The sequence below is a fragment of the Streptomyces sp. NBC_01498 genome, assembly GCF_036327775.1.
Lineage (GTDB): Bacteria > Actinomycetota > Actinomycetes > Streptomycetales > Streptomycetaceae > Streptomyces.
Genome location: NZ_CP109598.1, coordinates 5,837,112 through 5,861,055, shown reverse-complemented (window position 1 = coordinate 5,861,055; position 23,944 = coordinate 5,837,112). Strand labels below are relative to the sequence as shown.

Below are 23,944 nucleotides of genomic sequence, written 5' to 3'. Positions count from 1 at the left end.
GGGGGTCGGGCCCCCGGCGCAGCCGCGGGGGGACGCGGCGACTCCCGGGCCGGCACATTCTCAACACGACGCAGGAGGCCGGGCGATGAGCACGAGCAGCAAGCCGCACGAGATCGTCGAGCGGGCACTGGAACTGTCGACGGCCGACGGCTGTGTGGTCATCGCCGACGAGCACTCGACCGCCAATCTCCGCTGGGCGGGCAACGCGCTGACGACGAACGGGGTGACCCGGGGCCGTACCCTCACCGTGATCGCGACCGTCGACGGCGGCCGGGGCACCGCCTCCGGGGTGGTGTCGCGTTCCGCCGTGACCGCCGACGAGCTGGAGCCGCTGGTGCGGGCCGCCGAGGCGGCGGCCCGGACGGCGGGGCCCGCCGAGGACGCCCGGCCGCTGGTCGTGGCGGGTGAGGCGTCGGAGGACTTCACCGACGGGCCCGCCGAGACGACGTCCGCCGTGTTCGCGGATTTCGCGCCGGCGCTCGGCGAGTCCTTCGCGCGTGCGCGGGCGGGCGGCCGGGAGCTGTACGGCTTCGCGAACCACGAGCTGACGTCGACGTATCTGGGCACGTCCACGGGCGTACGGCTGCGCCACGACCAGCCCAACGGCACGCTGGAGCTGAACGCCAAGTCCCCCGACCGGTCCCGGTCGGCGTGGGCGGGGCGGGCGACGCGTGATTTCAAGGACGTCGACCCGGCGGCGCTCGACGCCGAGCTGGCGCGGCGCCTCGGGTGGGCGGAGCGCCGGATCGAGCTGCCGGCGGGCCGGTACGAGACGCTGCTGCCGCCGACCGCGGTGGCGGATCTGCTGATCTACCAGCTGTGGTCGTCGTCGGCGCGGGACGCCGCCGAGGGCCGTACCGTCTTCTCCAAGCCGGGCGGCGGCACCCGGGTCGGTGACACCCTCGCCGCGCTGCCGCTGTCGCTGCGCAGCGACCCGAACGAACCGGGTCTGGAGTGCGCGCCGTTCGTGATCGCGCACGCGTCGGGCGACGACGCGTCGGTGTTCGACAACGGGCTGCCGCTGTCGGCGACGCACTGGGTACGGGACGGGAAGCTGGACCGCCTGGTCACCACCCGGCACAGCGCGGAGCTGACGGGGCTGCCGGTCGCGCCGTCGGGGGACAACCTGATCCTGGACGGCGGCGGTGAGCGTTCGCTGGAGGAGATGGTGGCGGGTACCACGCGCGGGCTGCTGCTGACCTGCCTGTGGTACATCCGCGAGGTCGACCCGGCGACGCTGCTGCTGACCGGGCTGACGCGGGACGGTGTCTATCTCGTCGAGAACGGCGAGGTCGTCGGCGAGGTGAACAACTTCCGCTTCAACGAGTCGCCGGTCGGCCTGCTGTCGCGGGTGTCGGAGGCGGGGCGTACGGAGAAGACGCTGCCGCGCGAGTGGGGCGACTGGTTCACGCGGGCCGCGATGCCCGCGCTGCGGGTGCCGGATTTCAATATGAGTTCGGTCAGCCGGGGCGTATAACCTCGGGGTCGTTCCGGCGTCGTACGGCGCCGGACACGGCCGACCCGGATCGAAGGAGACGCGAGACACGTGACGGACATCGTCGACGAGCTGCGGTGGCGTGGGCTGATCGCCCTGTCCACCGACGAGGACGCGTTGCGCAAGGCGTTCGCGGACGGCCCCGTCACGTTCTATTGCGGCTTCGACCCGACCGCGCCCAGCCTGCATCTGGGGAATCTGGTCCAGATCCTCACCATGCGCCGGATCCAGCTCGCGGGGAACCGCCCGCTGGGTCTGGTCGGCGGGGCGACGGGCCTGATCGGCGACCCCAAGCCGAACTCCGAGCGCACGCTGAACGCGCCCGAGGTCGTCGGCGAGTGGGTGGAGCGGCTGCGCGGGCAGATCGAGCCGTACCTGGACTTCGAGGGCCCCCACGCCGCGACCATGGTCAACAATCTGGACTGGACGTCGGGTTTCTCCGCGATCGACTTCCTGCGGGACATCGGGAAGCACTTCCGGGTCAACAAGATGATCGCGAAGGAGGCGGTCGCGCGGCGGCTGAACTCCGACGCGGGCATCAGCTACACCGAGTTCAGCTACCAGATCCTCCAGGGCATGGACTTCCTGGAGCTGAACCGGCGCTACGGCTGCACGTTGCAGACCGGCGGCAGTGACCAGTGGGGCAATCTCACGGCGGGTACGGACCTGATCCACCGGGTCGAGCCCGGCGCGTCGGTGCACGCGCTGGCGACACCGCTGATCACGAAGGCGGACGGCACCAAGTTCGGCAAGACGGAGTCCGGCACGGTCTGGCTGGACGCCGGGCGGACGACTCCGTACGCGTTCTACCAGTTCTGGCTGAACGCGGACGACCGGGATGTCTCCGGGTTCCTGCGGATCTTCAGTTTCAAGTCCCGTGCGGAGATCGAGGAGCTGGAGCGGCTGACCGCCGAGCGCCCGCAGGCGCGCGCGGCGCAGCGCGCGCTGGCCGAGGAGCTGACGACGCTGGTGCACGGCGCGGAGCAGTGCGCCGGTGTGGTCGCGGCGTCGAAGGCGCTGTTCGGCCAGGGCGAGCTGGCCGGGCTGGACGCGGCGACGCTGGCGGCGGCGCTCTCGGAGGTGCCGCACGCGCGGGTGGCGGAGCTGGCGCCGATGGTGGACCTGCTGACGGAGGTCGGGCTGGCGCCGAGCAGGTCGGCGGCCCGGCGGACGGTGAAGGAGGGCGGGGCGTACGTGAACAACGTCAAGGTCACGGACGCGGAAGCCGTACCGGACGCCGGGGAGCTGCTGCACGGGCGGTGGCTGGTGCTGCGGCGCGGCAAGAAGAACCTGGCGGCGGTGGAGGTCGCGCCGGGGGCCTGACCCCCGGGGGCGGGGACCCCCCGGTACGGGGACGAGCACGACGGGGACGAACGGGACGGCCCGGTACGCGTGGGAATCGCGTACCGGGCCGTCGTGCCGCCGGGGTCCTGTCCGGTGCCGGTGGATCAGGCGCGGGTGCGGGTGCGCGTGCGGCGGGCCCGGAACGCGGACCAGAGCAGGTCGCCCACCCCCACGACGACGATCGCGCCGATCAGCTGGAGAACGTGGCGGATCCAGTCGATGCCCCGGGTGTCCGCGACGCCGAGCCAGCCGGCCGCGCCGTTGCCGAGCATGCCGCCCACGATGCCGCAGAGGATCGTCAGCCACAGCGGGATCCGCTGTCTGCCGGGGATGACCGCCCGCGCGATCAGGCCGAGCACCAGGCCCACGATGATTGCCCACAGCCAGCTCATGGTCGCCTCCTCGCGCGGCGCGTTCTGCGCACGCCCGGCCAGTCTCGGCGGGCCCGGCGTACGCCGCATGCCGGACGGGGCCGTACGGGCGGGCGGGGGCGGGGCGTGTCCGCCGGGGCGGCACCCCCTCTCGTGGCGGGCCGGGGGCGGGCGTACGGTGGAACGAATCCGGCACGGGGAACGGCCGGCGAGGGAATCGGGTGGTGGACGTGATGCGGAAGCAGCGCAGCGCCGAGGTTTTCCGGATCACGGGAGCGCGGCGCGGACTCGACGAGGATGTGCGCGGCAGACAGCGGCGCTATGTGGTCTCCATGCTGGTGCGCACCGCCGCGGTGATCCTGGCGGTCGCCCTGTGGAACGTGGAGCGTCCGGTGGCGATCGGCTGCATGGTCCTGGGGATGCTGCTGCCGTACGTGGCTGTGGTGATCGCCAACGGAGGCCGGGAGAACGCCGGTTCGCTGCCGTCGGCACACCTGCCGCCACCGGCCCGGCCCATGATCGCTGCCGCGCCGGCGGGCGGTGGAGCGGAATCCGGCACGGGGTCCGCGAACTTCGAACAACCGGCTCCCCCGCACCCGCGGAGTTGAGCGGTGAACCTCAAAGCTCAAGAAAAGCTCAGATCAATCACGACGTTCCGGTGCACCTGACCCCGTTACCCGTGACATACTTTGTAGGCGCTCCGCATCCCCCGTCGGAGCGACGGACCGACGCCGGGCAGCTCCCCCCGTGGCTGCTCGGCGTCGCCTTTTTCCGGGGTGTGCCTCCCTCGCCCGCGGCCCCGCGACGGGGCCTGGCGACCGTCCTCCGGACACGCCCTAGGCTGGTGGGTGTGGACCTCTTCGATTCCCTCGGTACGTCGTCCGGCGCGGCACCCGGTGCGCAGGACGGGCCCGAGCGCCCCGTCTGCTCGGCCAAGGGCTGCCGTACGGCGGCCGTGTGGGTGCTGGCCTGGAACAACCCGAAGCTGCACACGCCCGAGCGCCGCAAGACCTGGCTGGCCTGTGACGAGCACCGCGAACACCTGTCGTCGTTCCTCGGTGTCCGCGGTTTCCTGAAGGACGTGGTGACGCTCGCCGAGTGGGAGCGGTCCGGCTCAGCCACCGATCGCTGACATGGGCCGGTCGGGCTGGAGGAACAGCGGGTCGTCCAGTCCGGAGCCGGCTTTCTTGCCCCACATCGCGCGCTTCCAGCGGGCCGCGATCGTCTCGTCGGAGGCGTCCGCGCGCAGCGCCGTACGCAGATCGGTCTCCTCGCGGGCGAAGAGGCAGTCGCGGATCTGGCCGTCGGCGGTGAGCCGGGTGCGGTCGCAGGCGGAGCAGAACGGGCGGGTGACGGAGGCGATGACCCCGACCCGGTGCGGTCCGCCGTCCACGATCCAGCGTTCGGCGGGGGCGGAGCCGCGCTGCTCGCCGCTCTCCGCCGTGAGGCCGAAGCGGGTCCCGAGCGACCGGAGGATGTCCTGGGCGGTGATCATGCCGTCGCGGGTCCAGCCGTGCTGGGCGTCCAGGGGCATCTGCTCGATGAAGCGCAGTTCGTAGCCGTTCTCGACGGCCCAGGCGAGGAGTTCGGGCGCCTCGTCGTCGTTGAGCCCCGGCATCAGCACCGTGTTGACCTTGACGGGGGTCAGTCCCGCCTCGCGCGCGGCGGCCAGTCCGTCGAGGACGTCCTGGAGACGGTCGCGCCGGGTGAGGGTCGTGAAGACGTCGCGGCGCAGGGTGTCGAGCGAGACATTCACCCGGTCGAGACCGGCGGCCTTGAGCGCCCCGGCCGTCCGCCCGAGCCCGATGCCGTTGGTCGTCAGCGACATCCGGGGGCGGGGGGTGAGGGCCGCGCAGCGCTGGACGATCCCGACGAGGCCGGGCCGCAGCAGCGGCTCGCCGCCGGTGAAGCGGACATCACGGACGCCCAGCCGGGTGACGGCGATACGGACGAGTCTGACGACCTCGTCGTCGCTGAGCAGGTCGGGCTTGGCGAGCCACTTCAGGCCCTCCTCCGGCATGCAGTACGTGCAGCGGAGGTTGCACTTGTCGGTGAGCGAGACTCGCAGGTCGGTGGCCACGCGGCCATGAGTGTCGACGAGCACGGTGCGCCCCCTTCCGTCGTGGTGCGTCCGGATGCCGCCGGTCGGTCCCCGGGTGTTGGTCGTCCTGCCGCGTGGTGCGCGGTCCGGCCGGTACCCGCGGGAACCGGTCCTTCGAGCGTACGGCAGGGCTCCGGCAGCGGCCGGGGGGCGTCCGCCGCGGGACACGGCGAGGCCGCGTCGTAGGACTCTACGACGCGGCCACGTCAGGTGTTCCCGATACGGGGAATCCGGTCGGCGCGCTCAGTGCGCTCCGGTGCCGGTGAGGGACTTGACCTCCAGTTCGGCGTACTTCTTGAGGTCCGGCTCCTCCTTGGACAGCAGCGAGCCGAGCCAGCCGAGCAGGAAGCCCAGCGGGATGGAGATGAGGCCCGGGTTCTCCAGCGGGAAGAGCGCGAAGTCGGCGTCCGGGAACATCGAACTGGGCTTGCTGGAGACGACCGGTGAGAACAGCACCAGCAGCACGGACGAGGACAGACCGCCGTAGATCGACCAGAGCGCGCCGGTGGTGGTGAACCGCTTCCAGAAGAGGCTGTAGAGAAGCGTCGGCAGGTTGGCGGAGGCGGCGACCGCGAAGGCGAGCGCGACCAGGCCGGCGACGTTCAGGTCGCGGGCGAGGGCGCCCAGCCCGATGGAGACGATGCCGATGGCGATGGTCGCCAGGCGGGCCGCGCGGACCTCCTCCTTCTCGGTGGCCTTGCCGCGGCGGATGACGTTGGCGTAGATGTCGTGCGCGAACGACGACGAGGACGCCAGGGTCAGACCGGCCACCACCGCGAGGATGGTGGCGAAGGCGACCGCGGAGATGACCGCGAGCAGGATCGCGCCGCCGGTGGAGTCACCACCGCCGCCGATCTCCATGGCGAGCAGGGGCGCGGCCGTGTTGCCCGCCGCGTTGGAGCTGGTGATCTCCTCCGGGGTGAGCAGCGCCGCCGCGCCGAAGCCCAGGGCGATGGTCATCAGGTAGAAGCCGCCGATGATGCCGATGGCCCAGTTGACGGACTTGCGGGCCGCCTTGGCCGTGGGCACCGTGTAGAAGCGGATCAGGATGTGCGGCAGACCGGCGGTGCCGAGGACGAGCGCGATGCCCAGGGAGATGAAGTCGAGCTTCGAGGTCTCCGTGAGGCCGTACTTGAGTCCGGGCTCCAGGAAGGCCGCGCCCTTGCCGCTGTTCTCCGCGGCGGTGCCGAGCAGGTCGGAGACGTTGAAGTTGAACTTGACCAGCACCAGGACGGTGATGAGCAGGGTGCCCGCGATGAGCAGGACGGCCTTGACCATCTGCACCCAGGTGGTGCCCTTCATGCCGCCGATGGTGACGTAGACGATCATCAGGATGCCGACCAGGGCGACGATCAGGACCTTGCCCGCGTCGCTGGTGATGCCGAGCAGCAGGGAGACGAGCACACCGGCGCCGGCCATCTGCGCGAGCAGGTAGAAGATCGACACGACGATGGTGGAGGCGCCCGCCGCCGTACGGACGGGGCGCTGGCGCATCCGGTAGGCGAGGACGTCACCCATCGTGTAGCGGCCGGAGTTGCGCAGCGGTTCGGCGACCAGGAGCAGCGCGACGAGCCAGGCGACGAGGAAGCCGATCGAGTAGAGGAAGCCGTCGTAGCCGAACAGGGCGATGGCGCCGGCGATACCGAGGAACGACGCGGCGGACATGTAGTCGCCGGAGACGGCGAGACCGTTCTGGAAGGCGGTGAACTGCCGCCCGCCGGCGTAGAAGTCGGCGGCGTTCTTGGTCTGCCGGCCCGCCCACACGGTGATGACGAGGGTCGCGACGACGAAGAGCGCGAACAGGGTGATGATCAGCGGGCGGTGCTCGCTGGCGTCGGTGTTGGCGGCGAGCTGGATTCCCGCGGCCTCGGTCAGCTGAACGGTCCGGCTCACAGGTCGGCCTCCATACGGGACTTGATCGCCGCGCCCTTGGGGTCGAGCTTCCGTGACGCGAACCGCGCGTAGAACCAGGCGATGAGGAAAGTGGTGGCGAACTGACCGAGGCCGAAGACGAAGGCGACGTTGATGTTGCCGAAGAGTTTGGTGCCCATGAAGCCGCCGGCGTAGTTCGACAGCAGGACGTACAGCAGGTACCAGGAGATGAAGGCAAGGGTCAGGGGAAAGGCGAAGGAGCGGTACGTACGGCGCAGTTCAGCGAATTCGGCGCTCTCCTGGACCGCGGTGAACTGGGCTGACGTGGGCTGGGCGGGGGTGCTGGTGTCCGAGTCGCCCGGGGGCGGCGGCGGTCCATCGGTAGCCACGGAATCTCCTCGTGACGCGGGTACGGTCGGCGTTGTCTGGCGGGCACTGAGGCGGGGGTGATGTTGTTCCACTCCCTGACAACGGCACGGAGACCACGGCGAAGTGGTTCAACACCGGCGATTTTCTGACCCAAATCATTGATGAGCAGGGATGATCAGCGATAACTTCACTCGTCATGTACCCGCCCATGCGCGCAGTGCGCAGGGGCGGCCTCACGGATGATGTGGAGAACCCATGGCTCATGTGAGATCCAGCCGACGTCGCGCACTGGCTCTGCCCGTCGGTCTGGCACTCGTCGCGTCGCTCGGCTTCCTGCCGACCGGTGCGGCATCCGCGGCGCCTCTCGACGTCCAGGCAGCCGTCCAGACGGACGGCCCGAAGTTGTCGTACGTCGTGAACACCAACGGCGGGCACTCCACCGTCAAGTCGGTGAAGAAGGCCATCGCCAAGGCCGGTGGGACCGTCGTGATCGCCTATGACCAGATAGGTGTCATCGTCGTCCACTCGCAGAACCCCCGGTTCGGCGAGACGATCCGCAAGGTCCGGGGTGTTTCCTCGGCGGGCGCCACCCGTACGGCTCCGCTGTCCGCCCAGACCACCACGGACATCGACGCCGAGCAGCCGCTGTCCGCCAAGGAGGCCAAGGCCGCCGGGGCGAAGGCGACGAGCAGCCAGGACGCGCTGGAGCCCCTCCAGTGGGACCTGCCGGCCATCAAGGCCGACAAGGCGCACAAGAAGTCGCTCGGCAGCAGCAAGGTCACGGTCGGCGTGATCGACACGGGTGTCGACGACACCCACCCCGATCTCGCGCCGAACTTCGACCGCCGTGCGTCGGTCAACTGTGTGGGCGGCGTGCCCGACACGGCGGACGGCGCCTGGCGGCCGGCTCCCGGCGAGAGCGACCACGGCACGCACGTCGCGGGCACGGTGGCCGCGGCGAAGAACGGCACCGGCATCACGGGTGTCGCTCCGGGCGTGAAGGTCTCCGGCATCAAGGTGTCGCAGCCCGACGGCTTCTTCTACACCGAGGCCGTGGTCTGCGGCTTCGTGTGGGCGGCCGAGCACGGTGTCGATGTGACGAACAACAGCTACTACACCGACCCGTGGCTGTTCAACTGCGCCGACGACCCGGACCAGAAGGCACTGTCCGAGGCCGTCACGCGGGCCACCCGCTACGCCGAGGGCAAGGGCATCGTCAATGTCGCCGCCGCCGGCAACTCCGACCTGGACCTGGCCGCCGACGAGCTGACGGACGACGTCAGCCCGAACGACACCACTCCGGTCGAGCGGGTCATCGACCCCGAGAACTGCAAGGACATCCCGTCCATGCTGCCGGGTGTCGTGACGGTCTCGGCGACCGGTGCGAAGAACCTGAAGGCGTCGTACTCCAACTACGGCATCGGGGTCGTCGACGTCGCCGCTCCCGGCGGTGACCTGACGGCGTACCAGACGCCGGAGGCGCCGGCCGTCAACGGTCTGGTCCTGAGCACGCTGCCCGGCGGTGGCTTCGGCTACAAGGGCGGTACGTCGATGGCGTCCCCGCACGCGGCGGGTGTCGCGGCGCTGATCAAGTCGACCCACCCGAACGCCTCGGCGGCGAAGGTCAGGGCTCTGCTGACCTCGCAGGCCGACGAGACGGCGTGCACCAACCCGTACGACATCGACGGCGACGGCACTGTCGACGCGGTGTGCGTGGGTGGCAAGAACAAGAACGGCTTCTACGGTGCCGGCGTGATCGACGCGCTGGACGCCGTCCGCCGCTAACGGCGGAAGCGTGGGTGAGCGGGCCGTCCGGTCGGGCGGCCCGCTCACTCATGTCCGCGCGCGGGGCACGCGCGCGGGGTGCTCGGGTGGGGGCCGGGTGCGGGGTGCTCAGGTACGGGACCCGGCGAGGGTCTGGGTGAGGGTCCGCGTGTGGGGTGCTCAGGTACGGGACCGGGTGGGGCCCGGGTGCGGGGCCCCGTCAACTCACGTCAGGAGCCTCACCTCATCGGGTGAGCGGACGCTTCGTCAGCGGCCCTCGACCGCACCGGGTCCGACGGCGGGTCAGAGGCGTGTCACGGGCTGTCAGTCGTGGCCCGTATTCTCTGTGACCATGCTTGACGACCCCGCGACTTCAGCGATGTGGCCGGCCGCGTACCCCGAGGGGTACGCGGTCGTCGACGTGGAGACCACCGGACTCGCCCGTGACGACCGGATAGTCTCGGCGGCGGTGTACCGGCTGGACGCGCGGGGCGATGTCGAGGACCACTGGTACACCCTGGTCAACCCCGAGCGCGATCCGGGACCGGTCTGGATCCACGGCCTGACGACCGATGTGCTGGCGGGCGCGCCGGTGTTCAGCCAGATCGCGCACGAGTTCTCGGAGCGGCTGGCGGACCGGGTGCTCGTCGCGCACAACGCGTTCTTCGACTGGTCGATGATCTCGCGGGAGTACGCGCGCGCGAGGACGACGGCGCCCACCCGCCAGCGGCTGTGCACCATCGCGCTCGCCAAGGAGCTCCGGCTGCCGCTGCCCAACCACAAGTTGGCCACACTCGCCGAGCACTTCGGCGTCGCGCAGCGGCACGCGCACCACGCGCTGGACGACGCGCGCGTCCTGGCGGAGGCGTTCCGGCCGAGCCTGCACGCGGCGGCGCGCGACGGGGTGCGGCTGCCGCTCCTCGAATGCCGGCCGCTCACCGAGTGGTCGGACGGGCCGGCGAGCCCGCTGATCGGCCGTCAGCAGCCACGCCGGCCGGCGACCTGGCGCCCGTCGCGACGGCTCCCGGCGTGCCCGTATCCGAATCCCGGACGGTACGAGAGCGACAAGCCGCTCGCGCAGGGGATGCGGGTGGCGTTCTCGGGGGACACCTCGGTCGACCGCGAACTGCTGGAGGACCGGGCCGTCGAGGCGGGGCTGCATGTCGCCTCCAGCGTCTCCCGGAAGACGAGCCTGCTGGTGACGAACGATCCGGCGGCGGCGACGTCGAAGACCCTGAAGGCGGCGGAGTACGGGACCCCGGTCGTGGACGAGGCGGCCTTCACCCATCTGCTGCGCGACGTGACGCCCGCGCCCGCCTCCGGGCCTCCGGCCGCCGCCCCGTCGGACGGGTGATCGCGGCGCGACTCGCCCGCTGCCCGCTCGCACTCACCGCCGTCACGTCCCACCCTGTGGCGCATGGCACGTTGCGAAGTCTGCGGAAACGATTACGGCATGTCCTTCGAGGTGCACGCGCAGGGCGCGGTGCACGTCTTCGACTGCTTCTCCTGCGCCATCCACCGCATGGCGCCCGTCTGCGAACACTGCCGGGTCCAGATCATCGGCCAGGGCGTCGAGGCCGAGGGCCACTGGTACTGCGGCGCGCACTGCGCCCGCGCGGAGGGGAGGGCGGGCATCGTGGACCGGGTGTGAGGTATCGGGACGGGGGACCGGTCGGCGCCGGGGTGCCGGCTCCGTCGCGGGCCGGGCGGCCGACGGGCCCCGGACGGACCTGGGGAGGACCGGGGTCCGGGGCGCCAGGGCCGGGCTGCCGGGGGCCGGTGCGCCTGACCGGTCACCCCGGACCTTCGTCGCCCGCTGTCCCGCCGCCGGTGACACCCCCGGATCTGACCGGTCCCCCCAAACCCCCGCCGTCCCGGCGCCGGTGACGCCCCGGGTCTGTGTCGGCCCGTCGGCCCGCCGCCCGGTCCGCCCCGGCGGTGACCGGTTGCCCCAAACCCCCCGTCCCGGCGCCGGTGACGCCCCGGGGCCGTCCCGGCCCGCCCGGCCCGCCGCAGAACCGGCGCTCCGCACCCAACGCCGGGCAGGCTCAGGAAGGATCCGGGCGGCGGGTCCGGCGACCGTGGGTCCCCCGGACCCCGCCGTCCCGCAGACCGCGACGCCCGCCCGCCCGCCCGCAGACCAGCCGCCCGGAACACCCCGCCCCGACCCATCGGCTCTCCGCACGCCGCCGCTCGGCCCCCCACCGGCCCACCCGCCGGGCGGACCCCCGACCGGTCCGCCCGGCGCCCGACCCCCGCCCGGAACACCCGGCCAGCCCGCCCACCGGCTCTCCGCCCGACCCGCCGCCCGGACCGTCCGGCCCGCCGGGTACCGTCGACGGTGTGTACCGCTTCCTCCTGTCGCGGCAGTGGGTGATCCTCACCCTCCTCGCCCTCGTCCTCATCCCCGTGATGATCGAGCTGGGCTTCTGGCAGTTGCACCGCCATGAACACCGCGTCGCGCAGAACACCCTGATCGCCGGCAACCTCAAGGCGAAGCCGGTGCCGGTCACCGCGCTCACCTCCCCCGGCCACACGGTCCCCCGCGCCGACTACTGGCGCCGGGTCGAGGCCACCGGCACCTTCGACCAGGAGCACGAGGTCGTCGTACGCCGCCGGACCAACGCGGACGACACCGTCGGCTTCCACGTCCTGACCCCGTTCGTCCTGGACGACGGCCGTGTCCTTCTCGTCAATCGCGGCTGGATCCCCTTCGGCGAAGACCAGCGCTCCTTCCCCGACATCCCCGCCGCGCCCGCCGGGACCGTCACCGTCACCGGCCGTCTCAAGGCCGACGAGACGACCGGCAGCAGCGGTATCAAGGAGCTGAGAGACCTCCCGGACCGTCAGGTCATGCTGATCAACAGCGAGCGGCAGGCCGAGTCCCTCGGCCGGACCGTCCTCGGCGGCTACATCGAGCAGACCGCCCCCGCCGCCCCGGGCGGGAGCCCCCGGCAGATCCCCGAGCCCGACTCCGGCTCCATCGGCGCGCACATGGCCTATGCCGTGCAGTGGTGGCTGTTCGCCGCCGGCGTACCGGTCGGCTGGGTCGTCCTCGTACGGCGTGAGAAGCGGGACCGCGCGACGACGGCGGCCCGGGACACGCCCGCGCGCGAGACCGCCGCCGCATAACGCGCCTGTCCTGCGGGAACAGGGCAGAAGTGACCCAACGCATCGAGGACTACGCCCTCATCGGCGACTTGCAGACCGCGGCACTCGTAGGAATGAACGGCTCCATCGACTGGCTGTGCCTCCCGCGCTTCGACTCGGCCGCCTGCTTCACGGCCCTGCTCGGTACCAAGGAGAACGGCCACTGGCTGCTCGCCCCGAAGGGCGCGGGCCGCGTCACCGGCCGCCGGTACGCGGGGGACTCTCTGGTCCTGGAGACCCACTGGGAGACCAGGAACGGCACGGTCAAGGTCACCGACTTCATGCCGCAGCGCGACGTCGCGCCGGACGTCGTACGGATCGTGGAGGGCGTCAGCGGCTCGGTGGAGATGAGTTCCACACTGCGGCTGCGCTTCGACTACGGCTCCATCGTGCCGTGGGTGCGCAGGACCGACGGCCAGCGCGTCGCCGTCGCCGGGCCGGACTCCGTGTGGCTGCGGAGCGTCACACGCGGGCGGCCCGCCGACGGTGACGGGGCCCCGGGCGAGGAGCCGTCGGTCAAGACCTGGGGCCAGGAGTTCAGCACCTGCTCGTCGTTCACCGTCGGTGCCGGGGAGAAGGTCGCGTTCGTCCTCACCTGGCACCCCTCGCATCTGCCGCGCCCCGCGCTGATCGACCCGTTCGAGGCGCTGGAGCACAGCGTGGACGACTGGCGGAAGTGGGCGGCGCGCTGCACGTACGAGGGGCCCTACCGCGAAGCCGTGCTGCGCTCCCTGCTCACCCTGAAGGGGCTGATCTACGCGCCGACCGGCGGCATCGTGGCGGCCCCCACCACCTCGCTCCCCGAGGAGCTCGGCGGCGTACGGAACTGGGACTACCGCTACTGCTGGCTGCGCGACTCCGCGCTCGTCCTGGGCGCGCTGCTGTCCGCCGGTTACGTGGACGAGGCGGAGGCGTGGCGCGACTGGCTGCTGCGCGCGGTCGCCGGTGACCCCTCGGACCTCCAGATCATGTACGGGGTCGCCGGCGAACGGCGGCTGCCCGAGACGGAACTGACCTGGCTGAACGGTTACGCGGGCGCGAGCCCGGTCCGGATCGGGAACGAGGCGGTCGAACAGCTCCAACTCGACGTGTACGGCGAGGTGATCGACTCCCTGCACGTGGCACGGGGCGTCGGCCTCACCGGGCAGCCGCACGCCTGGGATCTCCAACTCGCCCTGCTGGGCTTCCTGGAGTCGAAGTGGCGGGAACCGGACGAAGGACTGTGGGAAGTACGCGGCCCCCGGCGGCACTTCACCCACTCCAAGGTGATGGCCTGGGTCGCCGCCGACCGCGCGGTGAAGACGCTGGAGAGCGATCCGTCGCTGCGCGGCGACGTGAACCGGTGGAAGGCGATGCGGGACGAGGTCCACCGCGAGGTGTGCGAGAAGGGGTACGACCCGGTCCGTAACACCTTCACGCAGTCGTACGGCTCCGCGGAACTGGACGCGGCGACGCTGCTGATCCCCCGGTACGGATTTCTGCCGCCGGACGATCCGCGGGTGGTGGGCACGGTCGACGCGGTACGGGCGGAGCTGGCCACGGACGGGCTGGTCCGCCGGTACAGCACGGAAGGGGGCTCGGTGGACGGACTGCCGGGCGGGGAGGGGACGTTCCTCGTCTGCTCGTTCTGGCTGGCCGACGCCCTGCTGATGACGGGCCGCAAGAAGGAGGCGACGGCCCTGTTCGAGCGGCTGCTCGCCCTGCGCAACGACGTCGGTCTGCTCGCCGAGGAGTACGACCCGGCGCTCGGGCGGCAACTCGGCAACTTCCCGCAGGCGTTCAGCCATATCGGCCTCGTGGGTACGGCCCTCGCCCTGGCCGCCGCCGAGGACGGGACGACAGAATGACGCCATGGATCTTGGGCTGAGGGACCGTGTCTATGTCGTCACCGGAGCCTCGCGGGGGCTGGGGCGGGCGTCCGCCGAAGCGCTGGCGGCGGACGGCGCGAAGGTACTGATCACCGGGCGGGACGAGCGGTCCGTCATGGACGCGGCGGCCTCGATCGGCCCCCACGCGGCCGGGATCGCGGCGGACAACGCCGATCCCGAGGTCGCGGACCGCCTGATAGCCACGGCCCGGGAGCGGTTCGGGAGCTTCGACGGGATACTGATCAGCGTCGGCGGCCCGCCGCCGGGGTCCGTGCTGGGCACGACGGACGAGCAGTGGCGGTCGGCGTTCGACTCGGTCTTCCTGGGTGCGGTACGGCTGGCCCGTACGGCGGCGGCCGAACTGGGCCCCGGCGGAGTCGTCGGCCTCGTCCTGTCCGGCTCGGTGTACGAACCGATCCGGGGCCTGACGATCTCCAACGGCCTGCGGCCGGGCCTGGCGGGCTTCGCGAAGTCCCTCGCGGACGAGGTGGGGCCACGCGGCATACGCGTGGTCGGCCTGCTGCCGGCCCGGATCGACACGGACCGGGTCCGCGAACTGGACGCGCTCTCCGACGACCCGCGGGCGGCCCGCGCGACCCACGAGTCCCGTATCCCGCTGCGCCGCTACGGCACCCCGGAGGAGTTCGGCCGCACGGCGGCGTTCCTGCTCTCCCCGGCGGCGTCCTACCTGACGGGCCTGATGCTCCCGGTCGACGGCGGCGCCCTGCACGCCTTCTGACGCCCCTTCAGCCCCTCGGCGTCTGAGAAGCAAGCACTGTCAGCCCCTCCGGCGTCCGAGGAGCGGGGTCCGGGGCGGCGCCCCGGTTTCGGGAAGGGGCGGGGAGGGGATCAGGCCCGCCGCGTGGCGCCACCCACCCCGCCGCCCCCGCTCCCCCACCCCCGGTCACGTCACCCGCTGCGCCCGGTGCTTCGCCGCCCGCAGCCGCGCCTCCGTCGGCAGGGCCGCCAGCCCCGCCGAGTCCCGCGCATGCGCCACCGCCTCCGTCGTCAGCCGCTCCAGCGCCCGCCCCGGCGCCGCGTGCGGCTCCAGCAGCAGCCGTACCCGCGCCCGGGGCGCGGTGCGCCGGCCCGTCAGCCGGACCCGGGCCCGTGCCACGCCGTCCAGCGAGCGCGCCTCGCTCTCCAGCACGTCCTCCATGGCGCGTCCCCGCAGCAGCGCGCCCTCCCCGTCACCGGTGTCGACCAGCACCTCCGCCAGTCGCGCGCGGCGCAGTTGGGACAGCAGCCACCACAGGGTGAGCAGCACCAGGGCGGCGAGCACCGCGATGACGACCGGCCACCACCAGCTCTGCTCCCGCCACCGGTCCCGGTCCGCGTCGCTCAGCAGCACGTCCTTGCGGCCGGTGTACGGCCACCAGGACGGGACGGACACACCGAGCCCGGTCGCGAGTACGCCGCCGCCGACGCACAGCAGCGCCAGCCCGACGAGGCCCAGCAGGACACGGTTGACGACCCTGAGCATCCGTCACCCCTTCTTCTTCGGCCGGCGGACCCGTACGGAGAGCGCGGGCGGCTTGACGAGACCCAGCTCACCGATGCCGGTGCCGAGCGCCGCGTCGAGGTCGGCGCGTACGTCGTCGAGTTCGCGGAAATGGGAGACGGCCCGGACGCGGACCTTGGTGCGGCGGGACCGTACCCGTGCCGACTGCACACCGGAGACCTCCAGCGCCCGGTCGCGCAGCATCAGCCCGGCGGCCTCCCGGTCGAGCCCGGCCCGTACCCGGTGCGGGCCGCGCCGCATGGGCAGGATCTCGCGCAGGCCGGGTGTCAGGGCGAGCAGGATCAGCCACAGGCCGATCACCCCGGCGACGCCCGAGGCGACGAGGACCCAGGTGTCGTCCAGGGGCCGGGTGGTGAGCCGGTCGACCAGCCACCGGCGCCAGAACATGGCCGGGTGGTCGGCGCGTACGGCGGCGACGTCGTACAGCAGCAGCCCCGACGCCCCGAGCAGGACGGCGGCGACCACGGTGGCCGGGATCCGGCGCCAGGACCAGAAGCGGCCGGTCCTGCCGTCCGTCTCGCCCGTCTCCGGTGCCGGTCGTACGTCGTACCGGGCGGCGGAGGTGGACTGGTCGAGTTCGATCAGGTCCGCGCGCACGGCACCGTGCGGTTCCGGCGCGTGTTCCGTCCCCTCGCCGGACGGTTCGGTCATCGGGTCCTCCCCTGGCTCGCGCGTGTCTGGGCGGAGTGGAGCCGTTCGACCCTGACGTCCACCTCGGGCACCTCCATCCCCGCGAGGGCGTGTACCCGGTGGGCGACCTGGTGACGCACCGCGCCGCACTGGGCGCCGATGTCGGAGGGGTAGTCCAGTTCGAGCCCGATCCGTACGCGTGCCACACCGTCGTGGACGACGACACCGGCGTGCGGTGCCTCCGCCCCTTCGGGTACGCCGTGCAGCGCCTCCCGTGCCGCCTGCGCGGCGATCTTCGCGACGACACGGTCGGCGATGGTCGTCGCCCCGCGCTTCTCGGCCGCCACGCGTTCACCGGCCACGGGCGGTCACCGCCGTCGATCGTCGCGGTCGCGGCCCCGGAAGAGGTCGCCGGGTTCCAGATCGCCGTCGAGGTACCGGCCGACCACGAACCCGACCGCGCCCAGCGCGGCGACCAGCAGAAAGGCTCCGAAACCGCCGAAGTACCCGGCGAACGCCAGGGCCATTCCGGCCAGCAGGCCGACCAGCGCCATACTCATCGTGCGACTTCCCTTCGGTTTCCGGACACGGCCGTCACTGGAGCCGTGACTCGGGCTCGTCGTCCTCTTCGTCCGGCAGCTTCACGTCGCTGACGGCGATGTTGACCTCGACGACCTCAAGGCCCGTCATCCGTTCCACGGCGGAGATCACGTTCTCCCGCACGTCGCGGGCGACGTCGGCGATCGACACGCCGTAGTCCACGACGATCTCCAGGTCGAGGGCGGTCTGGACCTCACCCACCTCGGCCTTGACGCCCCGCGAGACGGACTTGGTGCCGCCGGGGACCCGGTCGCGTACCGCGCCGAAGGTACGGGACATGCCGCTGCCCATCGCGTGGACGCCGAGCACGTCGCGCGCGGCGAGGCCGGCGATCTTCTCGACGACCCCGTCGGCGATGGTGGTCCGGCCGCGGGTGGCCGGGTCGCCGCCGCCCCGCTTGCCGGACGGTGGCTTCCGCAGGTCGTCCCCGGACGGCCGGGCGGGCTGCTCGGGCTGGTTCTGCTGTGCGGTGTCGGACATAGTGGCTCGTCCCTTTCCGACGTCGATGGACTCTTCGCACACATTAGGGCGCCTTGCCGCCCCTCGCGTCGGGAATGGGGCAGTCTGGGCGCATGACGACTGGGCAGGGTGGCGACGGTACGGACGGATGGAGTACGGCGGTGCGCGAACGGCTCGGGCTGGGCCGGCTGCTCCCGCTGGGCGTCGCGGCGGACGGGGCGTGGCTGGCCGAACGGGCGGCGACGACCGCGCTGCGGCGGGTGGCGGCGCTCGTGCCCGGCGCCGCGCTGGGCCGTCTGGGGCTGCGCCCGGCCGATCCCGACGCGCTGGAGCCGTCCCCGGTGCGGCCACCGCCGAGTGCGCTGCCGCCGGGGCCGCTGCGTATCGAGGGGGAGTTCGCGGCGGCGCCGGGCGAACCGCTGCCGGATCTGGCCGAGCGGCTGCGTACGGTGCTGTACGCGCACGCGGTGGACCATCTCGGCCTGTGGGTGACAGAGGTCGACCTGAGGGTGACGGCGCTGCTGGAGGGCGGTCCGGGTCCCGCCGACGGGTGGGCCGGGGACTCCTCCGGGGCGGCTGAGCCAGTCGGGGCACACGCCGCCGCCCCCGAGGGGACGACGGCGCTCGTGGCGGCGAACGTGCCGGGGGTGGCGCATCTGACCGGGGCGCTCGGCGCGCCGGTGCTGGTGGCCGAGGGCCATGTCCGGGTCGAACTGGCGACGGCGGTGGGCCATCGTCCCCCGGAGGTGGCGCGGGCCGTCGGCCGGGCGGTCGCGTCGTCGCTGCCGGGCCGCCCGACGGTGGCCGTCCTGGTCACGGCGGTGGACCTACCGCACCCGCACGGGGTCTGAGCCCCGCCGGGCGGACCTTCGCGGGGCCGGGTACGCGGGGGCCGGTACGGCCCGGGTCCCGTCCGGCGGATCTTCGTGGATCGGCCCGGGGCGCGGTGCGCTGAAGTCGCAAGGCGGCGGATCACGCGCGCACCGGGCGTACTCGCATGGCTCCGACAACGACACGAGGTGCCGGCGCCGGGCGTTCCCGTCGGGCGAAGGTCCGCCGGACAGCGCCTAGTCGCCGAGGCCCGCGAGGTCGCGCAGGCGGCGGGCCTGGGCCGCGCGTTCGGCGGCGCGCTGTTCGTCGTAGGAGAGGGACGAGGCGCCCTTGAGCAGGGCCTTCGTCTCGACCGTCGCGTCGCGCGGCGCGGCGAGCAGTGCCGCGGCGAGGTCCCGTACCGCCGCGTCGAGTTCGTCCGGCGGCACCACGAGGTTGGCCAGGCCGGTGCGCTCGGCCTCCTCGGCCTGGACGAAGCGGCCCGTGGCGCACATTTCGAGCGCGCGGGCGTATCCGACGAGGCTCACGAGGGGGTGCGTACCACCGAGGTCGGGGACGAGGCCGAGGCTGGTCTCGCGCATGGCGAACTGGACGTCCGACGCGACGACCCGCAGATCGCAGGCGAGCGCCAGCTGGAAGCCGGCGCCGATGGCATGGCCCTGGACGGCGGCGATCGACACGAGGTCGGTGCGGCGCCACCAGGTGAAGGCGGACTGGTACCCGGCGATGACCGCGTCGAGGTCGGGGTCGCTGTGGCGTGCCAGTTCCGGGAACGACGGTTCGCCGTCGAAGCCCTCGGGGCTGAACGCGCGCCGGTCGAGGCCCGCGGAGAAGGACGTGCCCTCGCCACGCAGCACGACGACACGCACGCTGCCCGGCAGTGACTGTCCGGCTTCCGTCAACGCCCGCCACAGAGCGGGAGACTGAGCGTTGCGCTTGGCCGGATTCGTCAGGGTCACCGTGGCAACCGCGTCCTCGACGGTGAGCCGTACACCGTCCTTGTCGAGTACGGGATCGAGCGACGTCATGGGATGCCTCCGGTTCGGTGCAGTCAGCACGGCAGGACAAGTGACTGCACAGTAACCACCCGGTCGACCGCGACGACCGGCCGGGTGGTCACCGGTGGAACCGGTGGCCGGATAAGCGGTACGCGGAGGTCAGGCCGATGCCTTCTTGCCGCGTGTCGCTCCGCCGCGTCCCCGCAGCGTGACTCCGGACTCGCTGAGCATCCGGTGGACGAACCCGTACGACCGGCCCGTTTCCTCGGCCAGCGCACGAATGCTCGCACCGGAGTCGTACTTCTTCTTCAGGTCTGCCGCGAGCTTGTCGCGCGCGGGGCCGGTTACCCGGCTGCCCTTCTTCAGAGTCTCGGCCACCCGTGCCTCCTCATGGAAGTGCGCTCTGGACTTCTCATGATCACCCCTCGGGGCGCTCCTGGCCACCCATTCAGCAAGGTTCGCGGCACAAGCTTCGCCGGGACTCCGGATTCGAACACGAACGGAATCGTCACTTCCAGAGCCGTCCGCACACACCGATCGCCGAACACTCACAAGAAACAGCAGGTCAGACGCTGTGTGCGGAAAGGGCGACCGTACACGGTGCACAGCGGGGTGATCGTCGGCACGCCACGCCAAAGTACGAGACGCACTCACTCAGATGATGGATCACCACTGGGCCGAATGATCCATACGGAGTGGATCACGCCCGAGTGGATCACCCCGGTGGGCTCGGGACGGGCTCGGTCACCGGCCGGGCAGGTGCCGGGAGGGGGTCAGGCCAGGGCCACCAGGTCCGCGTAGTCGGCGCCCCACAGGTCCTCCACACCGTCGGGGAGCAGGATGATCCGCTCCGGTTCGAGCGCCTGGACGGCGCCCTCGTCGTGGGTGACGAGGATGACCGCGCCCTTGTACGTGCGCAGCGCCCCGAGGATCTCCTCGCGGCTGGCCGGGTCGAGGTTGTTGGTGGGCTCGTCCAGGAGGAGGACGTTGGCCGAGGAGACCACCAGGGTCGCCAGCGCCAGACGGGTCTTCTCGCCGCCGGACAGGACACCGGCCGGCTTGTCGACGTCGTCGCCGGAGAAGAGGAAGGAGCCGAGGGTCTTGCGGACGTCGACCAGGTCGAGGTCGGGGGCCGAGGACCGCATGTTCTCCAGGACGGTGCGGTCCGGGTCCAGGGTCTCGTGCTCCTGGGCGTAGTAGCCGAGCTTGAGCCCGTGCCCCGGGGTGACCTCGCCGGTGTCGGGCTTCTCCACCCCGGCGAGCAGCCGCAGCAGGGTGGTCTTGCCCGCGCCGTTGAGTCCGAGGATGACGACGCGCGATCCCTTGTCGATGGCCAGGTCGACGTCGGTGAAGATCTCCAGGGAGCCGTACGACTTCGACAGGCCCTCGGCGGTCAGCGGGGTCTTGCCGCACGGCGCCGGGTCGGGGAAGCGCAGCTTGGCGACCTTGTCGGACTGGCGTACGGCCTCCAGGCCGGACAGCAGGCGCTCGGCGCGGCGTGCCATGTTCTGCGCGGCGACGGTCTTGGTGGCCTTGGCGCGCATCTTGTCGGCCTGGGAGTTGAGGGTGGCGGCCTTCTTCTCCGCGTTGGCCCGCTCGCGCTTGCGGCGCTTCTCGTCGGACTCGCGCTGCTGCTGGTAGAGCTTCCAGCCCATGTTGTAGACGTCGATGCGGGAGCGGTTGGCGTCCAGGTAGAAGACCTTGTTGACGACGGTCTCGACCAGGTCGACGTCGTGGGAGATGACGATGAAACCGCCGCGGTAGGTCTTGAGGTAGTCCCGCAGCCAGACGATCGAGTCGGCGTCGAGGTGGTTGGTGGGCTCGTCGAGGAGCAGGGTGTCGGCGTCCGAGAAGAGGATGCGGGCCAGTTCGACGCGGCGGCGCTGACCGCCGGAGAGGGTGTGCAGGGGCTGGCCGAGCACCCGGTCGGGCAGGCCGAGCGCGGCGGCGATGGTGGCGGCCTCGGACTCGGCGGAGTAGCCGCCCTTGGTGAGGAACTCCGTCTCCAGGCGCTCGTACTTCTTCATCGCCTTCTCGCGGGTGGCGCCCTTGCCGTTCGCCATCCGGTCCTCGTTCTCGCGCATCTTCCTCAGTACGGAGTCGAGGTCGCGGGCGGAGAGGATGCGGTCGCGCGCGAGGGTTTCGAGGTCGCCGGTCCGGGGGTCCTGCGGCAGATAGCCGACCTCTCCGGAGCGGGTGATGCTGCCGGCGGCGGGGAGGCCCTCGCCCGCCAGGCATTTGGTGAGGGTGGTCTTGCCCGCTCCGTTGCGGCCGACGAGGCCGATGCGGTCGCCCTTGGCGATACGGAACGAGGCTGACTCGATGAGGACGCGGGCGCCGGCGCGCAACTCGACACCGGTGGCGGTGATCACGGGAACTCCAGGGCGGTATGGACGGCGGAAGGGCGGGCGGAGGGGTTTCTTCGACGCCGGCTAATGCACAAGGAGACATGCCATGGCGCCGAGTCTACCGGGGTCGCACAACTGGTTGACGCCGCACGGGGTTCGTGCGGAGGCCGCGCGCAGGCGCTGACGAGCGCCGTTGTCGGTGGCCGGTGCCAGACTGGAATCAACTGAGACGCGGATCACAGCCGAATGCCTGGAAAGGGTGATCGACATGGCCGGAGCGCCGAGTGTCTGTCCCACGTTCGTCTACGAGGACGCGAAGGCGGCGATCAGGACGCTGAAGGACGCCTTCGGCTTCACGGAGGTGGCGGTGTACGAGGGTCCGGACGGCAGCGTGGTCCACGCCGAACTGGCCTACGGGAACGGCCGGGTGATGCTGGGGTCCCGGAAGAACGAGGGGGTGTTCGCGCGGGCCATGGCGGGCGGCGGGCCGTCCGGCGTGTACGTGGTGGTGGAGGACGTGGACGCGCACCACGCGCGCGCCGTGCGGGAGGGGGTGGAGATCCTGATGCCGCCCACGGACCAGGACTACGGCTCCCGGGACTACATGGCGCGGGACGCGGAGGGCAACGTGTGGAGCTTCGGGACGTACGCGCCGGGCGCCGGTGACTGAGGCGGACGTCCGGGGCCGGGGCGGGGTTTCCGGCCGGGGCGGGGCGGTCGGGGCCCGAGGCGGCAAGGGGCTGAGGTGACCGGGGCCGGGGCGGCCGGTCAGGATCCTCCGGTGTGGACCTGGAAGGCGGCCCGGCGTACGGCCTTGGCCAGTGCCGGGTCCGGATGCGCCGCCGCCAGCGCGACCAGCACCTGCACGGTACGGGGATGGCCGACGGCCCTGATCTCGTCCAGCAGGGCGGGGACGGTGCCCTGGACGGCCGAGTCGAGATGGCGGACCAGCAGGGCGCTGTCGCCGTGGTCGGCGACGGCCGCGGCGGTGTCGACCCACAGCCAGGTCGACTCCTCGCGGGTGAGGACGTCGGGGGCGTCCTCCGGGTCCGTGCCCTCGTACTCGGCGAGCCAGAGCAGGGCGTAGGGACGCAGGGAGGCTTCGGCGGAGGCGGCGCGCACCTCGGGTTCGGCGGGGGCGCCGACGACGCGCAGCGCCTCGAAGGCGAGCCCGCGCAGGAGGGCGTCCTCGCCCCGGGCGACGGCGAGGAGTTCACCGACGGCGCTGCCGACGGTGCGGGCGGCGAGCCAGGCGCGGTATTCGGCGCGGGCCGGGCCGGGGGTGAGGCCGGCGCAGCCGCGCAGCATGTTGTCGGCGGACTGCTCGATGTTGCCCGCGGGGCTCTGGGCGGCGACGCAGATCTGCTCCAGTTTGACCCAGACCGCCCAGTTGCCGAGCGGGGTGAGGGTCGCCTGGCCCTCGCCGAGGGTGAGCGCCCCGACGGCGGCCAGGCCCTCCAGGGCCCAGTCGAGGAGCGGCGGCAGCGGGACGGTGTCGACGGCCCGCGCGGGCTCGGGTTCCGGCGCGGACGCGGTCGGGGCGGCGGCGGGGCCGGACGCGGCGGCGGGGTCGTACGGGACCTCGCAGCGCTCGTCGCGCAGTTCCGCGACGCGCTGCTGGAGCAGGTCGAGCAGGGCCGGTACGAGTACGGGGCCGGCCGACAGCTGAAGGAGAGAGAGCACCTGGGGGAGGGCCTCCACGACCTCGGCGACGGTCGCGGGCGCGACGTCGGCCGGGGCGGAGTGGACGAGCGACCAGGCGTCGAAGAGGGCGACCCAGCCGCGCAGCACGGCGGAGTCGTCCCGGTCCCAGGCGCGCAGGCGCCAGCCGGGGCGCGCGGTGCCGCCGTGCAGTTCGACGAGCCCGGCGAGCCTGGCGCGGTCCCAGCCCGCGCTGACCTGGTCCGGGGTCAGCTCCAGGGCGCGGGCGGCGCGTTCGCGGGCGGCCGGGGCGAGGGGGCCCGCGCCGGGATCGCGTTCGGCCGCGGCCCAGCGGGCGATCCGTACGGCGTCGGCGAGGACGGCGCGCGCCTGGCGGGCCAGCTCGGCGGGGGGCGGTGTGCCCTCCGGCGGGCGGGGCGCCGGGCGTGTCCGCCCGCTGGTCACGGCCCGTCGGGCCGTGGTCAGGGCTCGCGGGCGGACGAGTCGGAGTCTGGAGTTGCGCGCCAATTGCTCATCAGGCTTTCGGGACGTCACGGGAGCAGTCTTCCCGCTGATTGCCC

Annotated in this window: 25 protein-coding genes; 12 read left to right on the top strand and 13 right to left on the bottom strand. The window is 72.3% G+C overall.

Annotated elements, in window-relative coordinates; translation table 11 throughout:
- Positions 1–85: 85 nt before the first annotated feature.
- Both OG875_RS24970 and tyrS read left to right on the top strand, forming a co-directional pair.
- Positions 86–1,477, top strand: a complete 1,392-nt coding sequence (locus OG875_RS24970; protein ID WP_330176468.1) for a metallopeptidase TldD-related protein — start codon at positions 86–88, stop codon at positions 1,475–1,477.
- A gap of 69 nt (positions 1,478–1,546) precedes the next feature.
- Positions 1,547–2,818: a tyrosine--tRNA ligase gene (gene tyrS / locus OG875_RS24965; RefSeq protein ID WP_330176467.1), complete on the top strand. Its 1,272-nt coding sequence runs from the start codon at positions 1,547–1,549 to the stop codon at positions 2,816–2,818.
- Positions 2,819–2,943: 125 nt separating this feature from the next.
- On the opposite strand, the gene OG875_RS24960 is transcribed toward tyrS, so the two are convergent.
- On the bottom strand, positions 2,944–3,231 hold the full coding sequence (locus OG875_RS24960; protein ID WP_330176466.1) for a GlsB/YeaQ/YmgE family stress response membrane protein: 288 nt from the start codon (positions 3,229–3,231) through the stop codon (positions 2,944–2,946).
- Between the two features lie 212 nt (positions 3,232–3,443).
- On the opposite strand from OG875_RS24960, the gene OG875_RS24955 reads away from it, so the two are divergent.
- Positions 3,444–3,818: a DUF3099 domain-containing protein gene (locus tag OG875_RS24955; RefSeq protein WP_330177895.1), complete on the top strand. Its 375-nt coding sequence runs from the start codon at positions 3,444–3,446 to the stop codon at positions 3,816–3,818.
- A 242-nt stretch (positions 3,819–4,060) separates the two neighbouring features.
- Complete coding sequence (locus OG875_RS24950; RefSeq protein ID WP_330176465.1) at positions 4,061–4,342, top strand: hypothetical protein; 282 nt, start codon at positions 4,061–4,063, stop codon at positions 4,340–4,342.
- On the opposite strand, the gene moaA is transcribed toward OG875_RS24950, so the two are convergent.
- The 3 genes from moaA to OG875_RS24935 form a co-directional block, all read right to left on the bottom strand.
- The gene (gene moaA / locus OG875_RS24945) at positions 4,325–5,314 is read right to left on the bottom strand and encodes a GTP 3',8-cyclase MoaA (RefSeq protein WP_330176464.1); all 990 of its coding nucleotides are present in this window, start codon (positions 5,312–5,314) and stop codon (positions 4,325–4,327) included. The genes OG875_RS24950 and moaA overlap by 18 nt on opposite strands.
- A gap of 240 nt (positions 5,315–5,554) precedes the next feature.
- Positions 5,555–7,186: a solute symporter family protein gene (locus tag OG875_RS24940; RefSeq protein WP_330177894.1), complete on the bottom strand. Its 1,632-nt coding sequence runs from the start codon at positions 7,184–7,186 to the stop codon at positions 5,555–5,557.
- Positions 7,187–7,200: 14 nt separating this feature from the next.
- Positions 7,201–7,572, bottom strand: a complete 372-nt coding sequence (locus OG875_RS24935) for a DUF485 domain-containing protein (RefSeq protein WP_330176463.1) — start codon at positions 7,570–7,572, stop codon at positions 7,201–7,203.
- A gap of 235 nt (positions 7,573–7,807) precedes the next feature.
- On the opposite strand from OG875_RS24935, the gene OG875_RS24930 reads away from it, so the two are divergent.
- The 6 genes from OG875_RS24930 (at position 7,808) to OG875_RS24905 (ending at position 15,073) form a co-directional block, all read left to right on the top strand.
- Entirely contained in the window at positions 7,808–9,337 is a 1,530-nt protein-coding gene (locus OG875_RS24930; RefSeq protein WP_330176462.1) for a S8 family peptidase, read from the top strand.
- Between the two features lie 325 nt (positions 9,338–9,662).
- On the top strand, positions 9,663–10,670 hold the full coding sequence (locus OG875_RS24925) for a DEDDh family exonuclease (protein ID WP_330176461.1): 1,008 nt from the start codon (positions 9,663–9,665) through the stop codon (positions 10,668–10,670).
- A gap of 63 nt (positions 10,671–10,733) precedes the next feature.
- A complete protein-coding gene (locus OG875_RS24920; protein ID WP_330176460.1) occupies positions 10,734–10,967 on the top strand; it encodes a hypothetical protein in 234 nt (77 codons plus the stop codon).
- A gap of 692 nt (positions 10,968–11,659) precedes the next feature.
- Positions 11,660–12,448: an SURF1 family cytochrome oxidase biogenesis protein gene (locus tag OG875_RS24915; protein WP_330176459.1), complete on the top strand. Its 789-nt coding sequence runs from the start codon at positions 11,660–11,662 to the stop codon at positions 12,446–12,448.
- A 29-nt stretch (positions 12,449–12,477) separates the two neighbouring features.
- Complete coding sequence (locus OG875_RS24910; protein ID WP_330176458.1) at positions 12,478–14,313, top strand: glycoside hydrolase family 15 protein; 1,836 nt, start codon at positions 12,478–12,480, stop codon at positions 14,311–14,313.
- A 4-nt stretch (positions 14,314–14,317) separates the two neighbouring features.
- Complete coding sequence (locus OG875_RS24905) at positions 14,318–15,073, top strand: SDR family oxidoreductase (RefSeq protein ID WP_330176457.1); 756 nt, start codon at positions 14,318–14,320, stop codon at positions 15,071–15,073.
- 165 nt (positions 15,074–15,238) lie between these two features.
- Here the strand turns inward: OG875_RS24905 and amaP are convergent, their stop codons facing one another.
- The 5 genes from amaP to OG875_RS24880 are packed head-to-tail and all read right to left on the bottom strand — an operon-like array spanning position 15,239 to position 17,566.
- Complete coding sequence (gene amaP / locus OG875_RS24900; RefSeq protein WP_330176456.1) at positions 15,239–15,817, bottom strand: alkaline shock response membrane anchor protein AmaP; 579 nt, start codon at positions 15,815–15,817, stop codon at positions 15,239–15,241.
- Positions 15,818–15,820: 3 nt separating this feature from the next.
- Positions 15,821–16,507 (bottom strand): DUF6286 domain-containing protein, encoded by a 687-nt coding sequence (locus OG875_RS24895; RefSeq protein WP_330176455.1) that lies wholly within the window; start codon positions 16,505–16,507, stop codon positions 15,821–15,823.
- Positions 16,504–16,848, bottom strand: a complete 345-nt coding sequence (locus OG875_RS24890; protein ID WP_330176454.1) for an Asp23/Gls24 family envelope stress response protein — start codon at positions 16,846–16,848, stop codon at positions 16,504–16,506. The genes OG875_RS24895 and OG875_RS24890 overlap by 4 nt, the downstream gene beginning before the upstream one ends.
- Before the next feature lie 6 nt (positions 16,849–16,854).
- A complete protein-coding gene (locus OG875_RS24885) occupies positions 16,855–17,046 on the bottom strand; it encodes a hypothetical protein (RefSeq protein ID WP_330176453.1) in 192 nt (63 codons plus the stop codon).
- A 34-nt stretch (positions 17,047–17,080) separates the two neighbouring features.
- A complete protein-coding gene (locus tag OG875_RS24880) occupies positions 17,081–17,566 on the bottom strand; it encodes an Asp23/Gls24 family envelope stress response protein (protein ID WP_330176452.1) in 486 nt (161 codons plus the stop codon).
- A 92-nt stretch (positions 17,567–17,658) separates the two neighbouring features.
- On the opposite strand from OG875_RS24880, the gene OG875_RS24875 reads away from it, so the two are divergent.
- Positions 17,659–18,396: a hypothetical protein gene (locus OG875_RS24875; RefSeq protein WP_330176451.1), complete on the top strand. Its 738-nt coding sequence runs from the start codon at positions 17,659–17,661 to the stop codon at positions 18,394–18,396.
- Positions 18,397–18,612: 216 nt separating this feature from the next.
- Here the strand turns inward: OG875_RS24875 and OG875_RS24870 are convergent, their stop codons facing one another.
- The 3 genes from OG875_RS24870 to OG875_RS24860 form a co-directional block, all read right to left on the bottom strand.
- Positions 18,613–19,404: an enoyl-CoA hydratase/isomerase family protein gene (locus OG875_RS24870; protein WP_330176450.1), complete on the bottom strand. Its 792-nt coding sequence runs from the start codon at positions 19,402–19,404 to the stop codon at positions 18,613–18,615.
- A gap of 129 nt (positions 19,405–19,533) precedes the next feature.
- Positions 19,534–19,752, bottom strand: a complete 219-nt coding sequence (locus OG875_RS24865) for a helix-turn-helix domain-containing protein (RefSeq protein ID WP_023542602.1) — start codon at positions 19,750–19,752, stop codon at positions 19,534–19,536.
- A gap of 395 nt (positions 19,753–20,147) precedes the next feature.
- Positions 20,148–21,746 carry an ABC-F family ATP-binding cassette domain-containing protein gene (locus tag OG875_RS24860; protein WP_330176449.1) on the bottom strand — a complete coding sequence of 533 codons (1,599 nt, stop codon included), beginning with the start codon at positions 21,744–21,746 and terminating at the stop codon, positions 20,148–20,150.
- A gap of 244 nt (positions 21,747–21,990) precedes the next feature.
- Here OG875_RS24860 and OG875_RS24855 point away from each other — a divergent pair, with 244 nt between their 5' ends.
- Positions 21,991–22,392 (top strand): VOC family protein, encoded by a 402-nt coding sequence (locus tag OG875_RS24855; RefSeq protein ID WP_330176448.1) that lies wholly within the window; start codon positions 21,991–21,993, stop codon positions 22,390–22,392.
- 98 nt (positions 22,393–22,490) lie between these two features.
- Here the strand turns inward: OG875_RS24855 and OG875_RS24850 are convergent, their stop codons facing one another.
- On the bottom strand, positions 22,491–23,918 hold the full coding sequence (locus OG875_RS24850) for a hypothetical protein (RefSeq protein WP_443079188.1): 1,428 nt from the start codon (positions 23,916–23,918) through the stop codon (positions 22,491–22,493).
- Positions 23,919–23,944: the final 26 nt, after the last annotated feature.

Excerpts from the sequence above, each read along its gene's own strand:
- OG875_RS24970 (WP_330176468.1), top strand. The coding sequence starts at position 86 with ATGAGCACGAGCAGCAAGCCGCACGAGATCGTCGAGCGGGCACTGGAA.
- OG875_RS24960 (WP_330176466.1), bottom strand. The coding sequence starts at position 3,231 with ATGAGCTGGCTGTGGGCAATCATCGTGGGCCTGGTGCTCGGCCTGATC.
- OG875_RS24955 (WP_330177895.1), top strand. The coding sequence starts at position 3,444 with ATGCGGAAGCAGCGCAGCGCCGAGGTTTTCCGGATCACGGGAGCGCGG.
- OG875_RS24930 (WP_330176462.1), top strand. The coding sequence starts at position 7,808 with ATGGCTCATGTGAGATCCAGCCGACGTCGCGCACTGGCTCTGCCCGTC.
- OG875_RS24920 (WP_330176460.1), top strand. The coding sequence starts at position 10,734 with ATGGCACGTTGCGAAGTCTGCGGAAACGATTACGGCATGTCCTTCGAG.
- OG875_RS24905 (WP_330176457.1), top strand. The coding sequence starts at position 14,318 with ATGGATCTTGGGCTGAGGGACCGTGTCTATGTCGTCACCGGAGCCTCG.
- amaP (WP_330176456.1), bottom strand. The coding sequence starts at position 15,817 with ATGCTCAGGGTCGTCAACCGTGTCCTGCTGGGCCTCGTCGGGCTGGCG.
- OG875_RS24895 (WP_330176455.1), bottom strand. The coding sequence starts at position 16,507 with ATGACCGAACCGTCCGGCGAGGGGACGGAACACGCGCCGGAACCGCAC.
- OG875_RS24885 (WP_330176453.1), bottom strand. The coding sequence starts at position 17,046 with ATGAGTATGGCGCTGGTCGGCCTGCTGGCCGGAATGGCCCTGGCGTTC.
- OG875_RS24880 (WP_330176452.1), bottom strand. The coding sequence starts at position 17,566 with ATGTCCGACACCGCACAGCAGAACCAGCCCGAGCAGCCCGCCCGGCCG.
- OG875_RS24875 (WP_330176451.1), top strand. The coding sequence starts at position 17,659 with ATGACGACTGGGCAGGGTGGCGACGGTACGGACGGATGGAGTACGGCG.
- OG875_RS24870 (WP_330176450.1), bottom strand. The coding sequence starts at position 19,404 with ATGACGTCGCTCGATCCCGTACTCGACAAGGACGGTGTACGGCTCACC.
- OG875_RS24855 (WP_330176448.1), top strand. The coding sequence starts at position 21,991 with ATGGCCGGAGCGCCGAGTGTCTGTCCCACGTTCGTCTACGAGGACGCG.